At 69.5% G+C, this 11,556-nt stretch carries 11 protein-coding genes; 6 read left to right on the forward strand and 5 right to left on the reverse strand.

Features of this window, described 5'->3' with window-relative positions; genetic code table 11:
- Positions 1-811: phosphoglycerate dehydrogenase (locus AAG801_RS35380; RefSeq protein ID WP_341892623.1), on the forward strand; the 811-nt coding region annotated here is incomplete at its 5' end.
- 19 nt (positions 812-830) lie between these two features.
- Entirely contained in the window at positions 831-3,539 is a 2,709-nt protein-coding gene (acnA, locus tag AAG801_RS35385; protein ID WP_341892624.1) for an aconitate hydratase AcnA, read from the forward strand.
- A gap of 419 nt (positions 3,540-3,958) precedes the next feature.
- Here the strand turns inward: acnA and AAG801_RS35390 are convergent, their stop codons facing one another.
- A complete protein-coding gene (locus AAG801_RS35390; protein WP_341892625.1) occupies positions 3,959-5,161 on the reverse strand; it encodes an ammonium transporter in 1,203 nt (400 codons plus the stop codon).
- A gap of 197 nt (positions 5,162-5,358) precedes the next feature.
- Here AAG801_RS35390 and AAG801_RS35395 point away from each other — a divergent pair, with 197 nt between their 5' ends.
- The gene (locus tag AAG801_RS35395; RefSeq protein ID WP_341892626.1) at positions 5,359-6,489 is read left to right on the forward strand and encodes a DNA alkylation repair protein; all 1,131 of its coding nucleotides are present in this window, start codon (positions 5,359-5,361) and stop codon (positions 6,487-6,489) included.
- A gap of 21 nt (positions 6,490-6,510) precedes the next feature.
- Here the strand turns inward: AAG801_RS35395 and AAG801_RS35400 are convergent, their stop codons facing one another.
- Together AAG801_RS35400 and AAG801_RS35405 are read right to left on the reverse strand one after the other, a co-directional pair.
- Positions 6,511-6,861, reverse strand: a complete 351-nt coding sequence (locus AAG801_RS35400) for an ArsC family reductase (protein ID WP_341892627.1) — start codon at positions 6,859-6,861, stop codon at positions 6,511-6,513.
- A complete protein-coding gene (locus AAG801_RS35405; protein WP_341892628.1) occupies positions 6,858-7,370 on the reverse strand; it encodes a hypothetical protein in 513 nt (170 codons plus the stop codon). Before AAG801_RS35405 ends, AAG801_RS35400 begins: the two co-directional genes overlap by 4 nt.
- A gap of 62 nt (positions 7,371-7,432) precedes the next feature.
- Here AAG801_RS35405 and AAG801_RS35410 point away from each other — a divergent pair, with 62 nt between their 5' ends.
- From AAG801_RS35410 to AAG801_RS35420, 3 genes are read left to right on the forward strand one after another with little or no spacing between them, the layout of a single operon-like run.
- Positions 7,433-8,389, forward strand: a complete 957-nt coding sequence (locus tag AAG801_RS35410) for an MBL fold metallo-hydrolase (protein ID WP_341892629.1) — start codon at positions 7,433-7,435, stop codon at positions 8,387-8,389.
- Positions 8,386-9,174, forward strand: coding sequence for an SDR family NAD(P)-dependent oxidoreductase (locus AAG801_RS35415; RefSeq protein ID WP_341892630.1), 789 nt, complete (start codon positions 8,386-8,388; stop codon positions 9,172-9,174). The genes AAG801_RS35410 and AAG801_RS35415 overlap by 4 nt, the downstream gene beginning before the upstream one ends.
- An 18-nt stretch (positions 9,175-9,192) precedes the next feature.
- Complete coding sequence (locus tag AAG801_RS35420) at positions 9,193-9,672, forward strand: GFA family protein (protein ID WP_341892631.1); 480 nt, start codon at positions 9,193-9,195, stop codon at positions 9,670-9,672.
- 17 nt (positions 9,673-9,689) lie between these two features.
- On the opposite strand, the gene AAG801_RS35425 is transcribed toward AAG801_RS35420, so the two are convergent.
- On the reverse strand, positions 9,690-10,922 hold the full coding sequence (locus AAG801_RS35425) for an MFS transporter (protein ID WP_341892632.1): 1,233 nt from the start codon (positions 10,920-10,922) through the stop codon (positions 9,690-9,692).
- Positions 10,915-11,364, reverse strand: coding sequence for a MarR family winged helix-turn-helix transcriptional regulator (locus tag AAG801_RS35430; RefSeq protein WP_341892633.1), 450 nt, complete (start codon positions 11,362-11,364; stop codon positions 10,915-10,917). The genes AAG801_RS35425 and AAG801_RS35430 overlap by 8 nt, the downstream gene beginning before the upstream one ends.
- Positions 11,365-11,556 lie beyond the last annotated feature (192 nt).

The raw sequence follows: 11,556 nt of genomic DNA on the forward strand, positions 1-11,556 counted from the left end.
CGTCGAGAACGGCAAGAAGGCCTTCGCCGGTCGTGAGCTGGCTGGCCAGACGCTGGGCGTGATCGGCCTGGGCAAGGTCGGCAGCCTGGTGGCCGACGCCGCCATCAAGCTCGGCATGGACGTGATCGGCTTCGATCCGGAGATCTCGATCGACGCCGCCTGGCGCCTGCCCTCGCAGGTGCGGCGCGCGCACAGCGTGGCAGAGGTGCTGCGTGAATCGAACTTCGTCTCGCTGCACGTGCCGCTGCTGCCGGCCACGCGGCATCTCGTCGATGCGAGCGGCCTGGCCGTGATGAAGCCCGACGCCGTGCTGCTGAACTTCTCGCGCGAGGGCGTGGCCGACGATGCGGCGGTGGTCGCCGCGCTCGAGCGTGGTGCGCTCGGCCGCTACGTCTGCGACTTCCCGAACGCCACGCTGCACGGCCACGCCAAGGTGATCGCGCTGCCGCACCTGGGCGCCTCCACCCACGAGGCGGAAGAGAACTGCGCGGTGATGGTGGCCGACCAGCTGCGCGACTTCCTCGAACACGGCAATGTCGCCAACGCGGTGAATTTTCCCGCCGTGGCGATGGCGCGCGAATCGGCCTACCGTGTGGCCATCGCCAATGCCAACGTGCCCAACATGCTCGGCCAGATCTCGACCGCGATGGCGCGCGCCGGGTTGAACATCCACAACATGGTCAACAAGTCGCGCGGCGAGATGGCCTACACGCTGGTGGACGTGGACAGCGCCGTCGCTGCCGGTGCGCTGGCCGAGATCGCCGGCATCACCGGTGTGCTGTCGGTGCGCTACCTGCCGCTGCCCAGCTGACCAACCAAGGAACGAGACCATGGCCGCTCACCCCTTCGCCGCTACCCTGAAGCACTTCAAGACGGCCGCGGGCCGGGAGGGCCGGCTGTACTCGCTGCCGGCGCTGGCCAAGCAGTACCCTTCGGTGAGCCGGCTTCCGGTATCGATCCGCATCGTGCTCGAGTCGGTGCTGCGCAACTGCGACGGCAAGAAGGTGACGGCCGAGCACGTCGCGCAGCTGGCGAACTGGAAACCGAACGCCGAGCGCAGCGACGAGATCCCCTTCGTCGTTGCCCGCGTGGTGCTGCAGGACTTCACCGGCGTGCCGCTGCTGGCCGACCTGGCGGCGATGCGCAACGTCGCCGCGGCGATGGGCAAGAACCCGAAGACCATCGAGCCGCTGGTGCCGGTCGATCTGGTCGTCGACCACTCGGTGATGGTCGACCACTACGGCAACAAGCACGCGCTCGACCTGAACATGAAGCTCGAGTTCGAGCGCAACCGCGAGCGCTACGAGTTCATGAAGTGGGGCATGCAGGCCTTCGACACCTTCGGCGTCGTGCCGCCGGGCTTCGGCATCGTGCACCAGGTCAACCTCGAGTACCTGGCGCGCGGCGTGCACCGCCGTGGCGACGGCGTCTGCTATCCCGACACGCTGGTCGGCACCGACAGCCACACGACGATGATCAACGGCATCGGCGTGGTCGGCTGGGGCGTGGGCGGCATCGAGGCCGAGGCCGGCATGCTCGGCCAGCCGGTCTACTTCCTGACGCCCGACGTGGTCGGCTTCGAACTCACCGGCAAGCTGCGCGAGGGCGTGACGGCGACCGACCTGGTGCTCACCGTCACCGAGATCCTGCGCCAGCACAAGGTGGTCGGCAAGTTCGTCGAGTTCTTCGGGGAAGGCACGCGCACGCTCGCCCTGCCCGACCGCGCGACGATTGCCAACATGGCGCCGGAGTACGGCGCGACCATGGGCTTCTTCCCGGTCGACGAGCGCACCGTCGAGTACTTCAAGGGCACCGGCCGCAAGAAGAGCGAAATCGAGGCCTTCGAGGCCTACTTCAAGGCACAGGGCTTGTTCGGCGTGGCGAAGGCGGGCGAGATCGACTTCAGCCAGGTGGTGAAGCTCGACCTCGGCACGGTCGCACCCAGCCTCGCAGGGCCGAAGCGGCCGCAGGACCGCATCGAGATCGGCCACGTCAAGGCGAAGTTCGGCGAGCTGTTCAGCGCGCCGGCCGCGGCCAATGGCTTCAACCAGCCGGCGGGCAGGCTGGATCGTCCGGTCACCACCGCCAGCGGCATCACGCTGCACAACGGCGACGTGCTGATTGCCGCCATCACCTCCTGCACCAACACCAGCAACCCCGGCGTGCTGCTCGCCGCCGGCCTGCTGGCCAAGAAGGCGGTGAAGGCGGGGCTGACGGTCAAGCCGCACGTGAAGACCTCGCTGGCGCCGGGCTCGCGCATCGTCACCGAATACCTCGAGAAAGCCGGCTTGCTGCCCTACCTCGAGAAGCTCGGCTTCTATCTGGCCGGCTACGGCTGCACCACCTGCATCGGCAACGCCGGCGACTTGACGGCCGAGATCAACGAAGCGATCACCGGCAACGACCTGATCTGCGCCGCGGTGCTCTCGGGCAACCGCAATTTCGAGGCGCGCATCCACCCGAACCTGAAGGCCAACTTCCTCGCCAGCCCGCCGCTGGTGGTGGCCTACGCGATCGCCGGCAACGTGATGCGCGACCTGATGACCGAGCCCGTCGGCACCGGCAAGAACGGCAAGGCGATCTATCTCGGCGACATCTGGCCGACCAGCGACGAGGTCCACGCGCTGATGAAGTACGCGATGGACGGCAAGGCCTTCGAGGAGAACTACGCCAAGGTCAAGCGCAAGCCCGGCAAGCTCTGGAACGCGATCGAAGGGACCGAAGGCCAGGTCTACGACTGGCCGGCCTCGACCTACATCGCCAGGCCGCCCTTCTTCGACGGCTTCACGATGCAGCCGAAGGCGGTGAGCCTGAAGGTCGAGGGCGCGCGCATCATGGCCCTGTTCGGCGACTCGATCACCACCGACCACATCTCGCCGGCCGGCTCGATCAAGGAGAGCTCCCCGGCCGGTCAGTGGCTGAAGGCGAACAAGGTGCTCAAGGCCGACTTCAACAGCTACGGCTCACGGCGCGGCAACCACGAGGTGATGATGCGCGGCACCTTCGCCAACGTGCGCATCAAGAACCTGATGATCCCGCCGGGGCCGGACGGCTCGCGCGAGGAAGGCGGAGTGACGCTGTATCAGCCCTCGGGCGAGAAGCTGTCCATCTACGACGCGGCGATGAAGTACATGGCCGCGGGCACGCCGACGGTGATCTTCGGCGGCGAGGAGTACGGCACCGGCTCCTCGCGCGACTGGGCGGCCAAGGGCACGCAGTTGCTGGGCATCGCGGCGGTGATCGCGAAGAGCTTCGAGCGCATCCACCGCAGCAACCTGGTCGGCATGGGCGTGTTGCCGCTGCAGTTCAAGGCGGGCGACTCGTGGGAGGGGCTGGGCTTGACCGGCAGTGAGGTGATCGGCATCGACCTGGGCGGTGAATTGAAACCGCAGTCGGATGCGACGCTGGTGATCCAACGCGCCGATGGCTCGACGCAGCGCGTCACGCTCACGCTGCGCATCGACACGCCGATCGAGGTCGACTACTACCTGCACGGCGGCATCCTGCCGTTCGTGTTGAGGCAGTTGCTGGCGGGTTGAGTCGGCTCGCTCGCATCGATCGGCGCGAGGGCCGGGGGGCCGGGCAGGCGTTCTCCGGCCCACGCTCGCGGGCGACCACCGCGGTCCGCCAGCTTCACCTCGTCAACACCACCTCCGGCCTGCCCACGCCAGGGCGACCGCGAATGGGGCCTGCGCCCGCCCGCCCAACCCCCCGTCCCCACCACAGCGGAGGCCCGCTATCGGCATGCCACCTATGGTTCGGGGGGCGGCGGTGGTGCCTGCGGGCGCAGGCCCCATTCGCGGTCGCCCTGGCCGTGGCGGGCTTAGGGTGGTGTTGACGAGGGGAGCGTCGCGGCGCGCGGTGGCCGCCCGCGAGCGTGGGCCGGAGAACGCAGGTACCGCCGCCGGCCCAAGCGCTCAGACCGTGGCAGGTGGAATCAATGACCGCCGGCCAACCGCTACCAACTCGCCTCACGCTCCGGCGTCGCACCGATCTTGTGGATCGACAGGTCGGCGCCTTCGTATTCCTCTTCGGGCGTCAGGCGCAGCGAGGTGATCGCGCGGATCGCACCGTAGACCAGCAGGCCGCTGGCGAAGGCCCAGATCACGCCGGCGAGCGTGCCGACGAACTGGGCGAGCAGGCCGACACCGCCCAGGCCACCGAGCGCCGTCTGCCCGAAGATGCCGCAGGCGATTCCGCCCCAGGCACCGCACAGGCCGTGCAGCGGCCAGACACCGAGCACGTCGTCGATCTTCCAGCGGTTCTGCGTCAGCGTGAACAGCACGACGAAGATCGCACCGGCGATGCCGCCGGTCACCAGTGCGCCCGCCGGGTGCATCACATCCGAGCCGGCGCACACCGCCACCAGGCCGGCCAGCGGGCCGTTGTAGGCGAAGCCGGGGTCGTTCTTGCCCAGCAGCACCGCCACCAGCGTGCCGCCGACCATCGCCATCAGCGAGTTCACCGCGACCAGGCCGGAGATCTTGTCGATGGTCTGCGCGCTCATCACGTTGAAGCCGAACCAGCCCACCGCAAGCACCCAGGCGCCGAGCGCGAGGAAGGGGATGCTCGAGGGCGGGTGTGCGCTGATGCCCCCATCCTTGCGGTAGCGGTTGGCGCGTGCGCCGAGCAGCAGCACGGCGGCCAGGCCGATCCAGCCGCCGACGGCGTGCACCACCACGCTGCCGGCGAAGTCGTGGAAGGCGAAACCCGTGGTCGACTCGATGAAGGCCTGCACGCCGAATCGCCCGCCCCACACCGCGCCTTCGAACAGCGGGTAGACCAGGCCGACGAGCACCGCAGTGGCGAACAGCTGCGGGCCGAAGCGCGCCCGTTCGGCGATGCCGCCGGAGACGATGGCCGGGATCGCCGCGGCGAAGGTGAGCAGGAAGAAGAACTTCACCAGCTCGTAGCCGTTTTTCGCCGCCAGCGTCTCGGCGCCGCTGAAGAAACTCACCCCATAGGCCACCGTGTAGCCGACGAAGAAGTAGGCAATCGTCGAGACGGCGAAATCGACCAGGATCTTGACCAGCGCATTGACCTGGTTCTTCTTGCGCACCGTACCGAGTTCGAGGAACGCGAAACCGGCGTGCATCGCCAGCACCATGATCGCGCCCAGCAGAATGAACAGGGCATCGGTGCCCTGCTTGACCTGATCCATCGCAGTCCCCTCGTGCGTTGTTGTCGTGCCTGACGCACCGCAAACGGCCGTCGAATGCACCAGGAGAGCAACTCCTGTGCCTTGTTTGGTGCAGTCACCGCGCACTAATGCGGTGATTTCGGCAATGCGCCCGCCGCCTGGCGGTGCATGACTGCACGATTCGCGTGCGCTCGAGGGCGTGGTTATGCTGCCGCCCCATGGCTGAACCGTTCAAGAACTTCCTCAACGCCGAGATCGTCAGCTGGCTGCGCCGGCACCTCTCGCGGGCCTGGCCGGCCTTCGACGGCGAGCGCTTCGAGGCCCTGGCACTCGACGGCCTGGAGGCGCTGGAGCTGAAGGCACGCGCGCAGCACCTGTGCGCCGCACTGGAGGCGACGCTGCCGGCCGATTTCGACACCGCCGCCGGCGTCATCGAAGCCAGCCTGCTGCCGGTGCGCCGCGACGAGGAGCTCGGCGAGTTGCGCGCCGGCGAGGCCGGCCTGGCCGGCTGGGCGCTGTGGCCGCTGACCGAGTTCGTCGCCCGCCGCGGCCTGGCCTCGCCCGAGCGGGCCCTGGGCTGCCTGCATGAACTGACCCAGCGCTTCACCGCCGAGTGGGCGATCCGGCCGTTCATCGTCGAGCACCCGGCGCTGAGCTTCGCCACCCTGCAGCGCTGGCTGGCCGACCCGAGCCCGCATGTGCGCCGCCTGGTCAGCGAAGGCAGCCGGCCGCGCCTGCCCTGGGGCCTGCAGCTCAAGGGCCTGATCGCCGACCCGTCGCCGACGCTGCCGCTGCTCGCCGCGCTGCAGGACGATCCGAGCGACTACGTGCGCCGCAGCGTGGCCAACCACCTCAACGACATCGCCAAGGACCATCCGGCGCTGGTCGCCGACTGGGTCGAACGCCATCTCCCCGGCGGATCCCCGGAGCGCCGCGCGCTGCTCAAGCACGCCAGCCGCACGCTGATCAAGCGCGGCGATGCACGCATCCTGAAGGCCTGGGGGCTGGGCAGGCGCTTCGCAGGAGAGGTGTCGCTGGCACTGACGCCGAAGCGCGTGCAGGTCGGCGAGTCGCTGGCGCTCGAGGTATCGCTGAGTTCATCGGCGAAGCGCGCACAGAAGCTGGTGATCGACTACGCGGTGCATCACGTCAAGGCCAACGGCGAGCGCACACCCAAGGTGTTCAAGGGCTGGGTGATCGACCTGGCGGCGGGCGAATCGCGCACGCTGAGCAAACGCCACTCGATGCGCGAGGTGACCACGCGGCGCTACCACGCCGGGCGGCATGCGCTGGACCTGCGCATCAACGGCCAGGTGCTCGCCGAGGCGACCTTCGACCTGAAACTGTGAGGGCTCCGGTCAGCGCCAGGCTCAGGCGAACAGCCTGGCCCAATCCGCCGCGTCGAAGCCGATCCGCAAATCGCTTCCGCGCACCAGCACCGGCCGGCGGATCACGCTGGGCTGCACGCGCATCAGGGCGAGCGCGCTGGCCGCGTCGGTCACCGCCGCCTGCACGGCCGGGTCGAGCTTGCGCCAGGTCGTTCCCTGGCGATTGAGCAGCTTCTCCCAGCCGACGTGCTTCATCCATGACGACAACTCGGCCTCGGGCACGCCCTGCTTCCTGTAGTCGTGGAACGCCACCTCGACGCCGCGCTCGGACAGCCAGGCACGCGCCTTCTTGACGGTGTCGCAGTTGGGGATGCCGTAGAGAACGGTGTTCATCGCAGGCGCAACACGCCGACGCCGAGCGGCGTGTCGACGTCGTCGCAGATCGGGTCGGGCCCGTAGCCGGTGTCCTCGACGATGCCGGCCTGGCTCAGGCCGACCTGGAACCACTGGCAGAACGGGCTCGAATAGCGGTAGTTCCAGACCGTCTGCTTCTGCCAGCCGACGTAGCCGACGTTGCCCGGCCGGCCGATGAGCTTGAGCACCTCGTCGCGCGTCATGCCGGCCTTGATGGTGGCGAAGTTCGCTTCGACCAGCACCTGCGTCGCCTTGACCAGGCGGCCCTGCGGATCGACGTCGAGCATCCAGGTCTCGCGGCCGAAGGGCCCGCGTGCGTACTCGAGGCGCATCGCGCCGTCGGCCAGCGGGTAGCGGCCGGTCGGCTCGCCGAGCTGCTGGCGGATCGCATCCGCGCCGGCACCCGTCGCGAGTTTCGTCGGGCTGCGCATGTTGATGCAGCCGGCCGTCAGCGCACCCAGCAGCACGATGGTGGTCAGGCGGAACATGGGGGAGACGATAGCGGAAGTCCCGGCGGCCGGGCACGGGGCGCTGCCTAGAATCCCTGCTCATGTCCACGCTACCTGCCTACGCCCAGGCCCTCGGCCACGGTGTCCATGCCATCGACACCGGCTTCCAGCGCCCGCTGTTCGATGCCGCCTACCTGATCGTCGAGAACGGCCGCGCGGCCTTCGTCGACACCGGCACCAACTTCGCCGTGCCGCGCCTGCTCGGCACGCTGGAGGCGCTCGGCCTGAGGCCGGCCGACGTCGACTACGTGATCCCGACGCACGTGCACCTGGACCATGCCGGCGGCGTGGGCGCGCTGATGCAGCGGCTGCCGAACGCCACGGCCATCGTGCATCCGCGCGGTGCGCGGCACATGATCGATCCGTCGGCGCTGGTGGCCGGGGCCACCGCGGTGTACGGTGCCGAGGAGATCGCCCGCTCGTACGGCGAGATCGTCGGCGTGCCGGCCGACCGCGTGCGCGAGTCCGCCGACGGCATGACCGTCGAACTGGCCGGACGGCCGCTGTGGCTGATCGACACCCCCGGCCATGCACGCCACCACCACTGCGTGTGGGACGAGCGCAGCCGCGGCTTCTTCACCGGCGACACCTTCGGCCTGAGCTACCGCGAGTTCGACACCGAGCGTGGCCCCTGGCTGCTGCCGACGACGACGCCGGTGCAGTTCGAGCCCGGGCCGCTGCGCGAGTCGGTGCTGCGGCTGCTGTCCTTCCAGCCCGAGTGCATGTACCTGACGCACTACAGCCGCATCGGCGACGTGCAGCGCCTCGGGGCCTCCTTCCTCGCGCAGCTCGATCAGCTGGTCGCCATCGGCCGCTCGCTGCGCGACGCGCCGGACCGCCACGAGGCACTCAAGCGCGCGCTGCTGGCGAACTACCTGGAGATCGTCAAGGCGCATGGCTGCCGCTTCAGCGACGCCGAGGTGGCCGAACTGCTCGCCGTCGACCTCGAGCTGAACGCGCAAGGCATGGGCATCTGGCTGGACAAGGGGGCGGCATGAGCGGCGCGAGCAAGGTGCACTTCGGCTTCGAAGGCCGCGTCGCCATCGTCACTGGCGCGGCCCAGGGCATCGGCGAAGCCTGCGCGCGGCGGCTCGCGGCCGATGGCGCGGCGGTCTCGCTGTGGGACGTGGATGCCGCGCGCGGCGACGCGCTGGCCGCCGAGCTTCGTGCGCACGGTGCGAACGCGGCCTTCGTGCGCTGCGACGTGGCGAACAAGGCCGAGGTCGATGCCGCACTGGCCGCGGCGCTGCAAGCCCATCCGCGCATCCACGCGCTGGTCAACAACGCCGGCATCTTCAAGGCCGCCGACTTCCTCGACATCACGGAAGCCGACTGGGACGCGGTGCTGAATGTCAACCTGAAGGGAGCCTTCCTCGTCGCGCAGGCGGTGGCGCGGCACATGGCGAGCCACGGCGGCGGCGCGATCGTCAACATGAGCTCGGTCAACGGCGTGATGGCGATCCCGAGCATCGCCAGCTACAACGTCAGCAAGGGCGGCGTGGACCAGCTCACCCGCGTGATGGCGCTGGCGCTGGCCGACCGCGGCATCCGCGTCAACGCAGTGGCGCCGGGCACCATCGCCACCGAGCTGGCGAAGAACGCGGTGCTGGGCAGCGAGGAGGCCAAGGCGCGCATCATGAGCCGCACGCCGATGCGCCGGCTCGGCGAGCCGGGCGAGATCGCCGACGTGGTCGCCTTCCTGCTCAGCGACGCGTCCAGCTACCTGACCGGCGAGATCGTCTATGCCGACGGCGGCCGGCGTGTGCTCAACTACACGGTCTGATCCTTCCAGGAGACGCGCATGGCCGATCCACTCATCCTGCAAGGCGGCTGCCTGTGCGGCCGCGTGCGCTACGAAGTGACGCCCGAATCCGACGAGGGCTACTACTGCCACTGCCGCATGTGCCAGCTCGCCTTCGGCAACACACGGGCAGCCTTCATCAACGTGCCGCAGGCCGCGGTGCGCTGGCAGGGCGAGCCAGCCAGGTTCTTCGCCTCGTCGAGCTTCGCGCTGCGCGGCTTCTGCCCCGAGTGCGGCACGCCGCTCACCTTCGCCTACCGCGACTCGAAGCGCATGGACCTGTCGGTCGGCAGCCTCGACGAGCCCGGGCGCGTGCACCCGGTCTCGCACTTCGCGGTCGAGTCGCGCATCGCCGAATGGCATGCCGAGGACGGCCTGCCCGGCGAGCGGCTCGATGCCAGCGAGCGCCTGAACGCGCGCTGGAAGGCGGCCTACGGCGACGACGTGGTGCCCGGCGTGGCGGCGACGCGCGGCGAATAGCGTCCCGGCGCGGTGGCTCAGGCCGCCGCCACCGCGCGCGGCGGCAACTCTTTCTCGCGGATCGGCAGGTGCAGCAGCGCCGCGGCGACGGCGAGCAGGATGTCGGCGTACCACATCCAGTCGTAGCTGCCGGTCGCCTCGAAGGCCTGTCCGCCCAGCCAGGCGCCGAGGAAGCCGCCGATCTGGTGCGACACCATCACGATGCCGAACAGCGTGGCCATGTTGGCCGGCCCGAAGAACTTCGCCACCAGCCCGGCGGTGGGCGGCACGGTGGACAGGAAGGTGAGGCCCATCACCGCGGCGAAGACCAGCATCACGCCTTCAGTCTTCGGCGACAGCACGAACACCAGCACGGCGACGGCGCGCGCCGCGTAGACCAGCGACAGCAGCGACTTCATGCGCCAGCGGCCGACAGCCCAGCCCATGGCGACACTGCCGACGATGTTGAACAGGCCGATCACCGCCAGCGACCAGGCGCCGATGGCCGCCGGCAGCCCGCAGGACGCGACCACGCCGGGCAGGTGGGTGGCGATGAAGGCGACGTGGAAACCGCAGACGAAGAAGCCGGCGCACAACAGCCGGTAGCTGCGGTCGGCCAGGGCCTGCGAGATCGCTTCGCGCGCACTCAGCTTCTTCACCGGTGCCGCACCGGCCGCCGCGGCATGCGACGAATGGCCACGCAGCACCCAGGCGGCCGGCAGCGCGAGCAGCGTGATCAGCGCCAGGCTCTGCAATGCGGTGGCCCAGCCCGCAACGGCCGTGATGCCCTGCGCGATCGGCGCGAAGACGAACTGGCCGAACGACCCGCCGGCGTTGACGATGCCGCTGGCCATGCCGCGCTTCTCGGCTGGCACGAGGCGCGTGGTCGCGGCCATCAGCACCGAGGGCCCGGCCATGCCGGCGCCACCGGCGGCGAGCACGCCGATGGCCAGGATCAATCCGGCGGTCGTCGTCATGAAGGGGATCAGCGCCGTGCCCAGCGCGACCAGCAGCACGCCGGCGACCAGCACACGGCCGGCGCCGACACGGTCGGCCACCATGCCGGCGAAGGGCTGGGTCAGGCCCCACCAGAGCTGGCCAAAGGCGAAGGCGAGGCTGATGCTCGCCAGGCCGAGCCCAGTGGAGGTGTTGAGGTTGCCGAGGAACAGGCCCATCGACTGGCGTGCGCCCATGGTCAACGCAAAGGTGCCGCCGGCGGCCAGCAGCACCAGGGCCACGGGCGGCAGCGCGCGGCGCAGCGGGTCATTCATCGTCGGTCTCCGGTTCATCGAGGGTGGCCAGGCAGTCGTCGATCAGCGTGTGCAGCGCGACGATGCGCTCGTGGCCGAGGCGGGCATTGAGGGCCAGTTGCGCCTGCTTCCAGGCGCGCTGCGCTTCGGCGCGCTTGGCACGGCCGGCCTCGGTGGCGATGACCGAGCGGCTGCGCGCGTCGTCGCCCGGGCCCTGCGCGACCCAGCCGGCGGTGATCAGCGGCTGCAAGTTGCGCGTCAGCGTGGAAGGTTCGAGCTTCATGCGCGCGGCGAGTTCGCCGGGGCGCATGGGCCCCAGCAGCACCACGTGCGAGAGCAGCGAGTACTGGGTGTTCTTCAAGCCGGTGGGGGCGACGTAGGCGTCGTAGTGGCGCGTGACGGCGCGGCTGAGCTGGCGCAGCTTGAGATTGGTGCAGCCTTGCGGCTTGACTTGTTCGCCCATGTTGTTTTATTGTAGCTGCAATGGTTGTAGCTGCAATGCTCTTCTTGTTCCACCTTCGATCTTCGGAGCGCTTGGCAGGCGGTCCGGGCATGCCCGCTCCGGCCCTTGCTCGCGGGCGGCCACCGCGGCACGCCCACATCACCTCATCAACACCACCCACGGACTGCACACGCCTGGGCGACCGCGAATGGA

The sequence above is a fragment of the Variovorax sp. YR752 genome, from assembly GCF_943372545.1.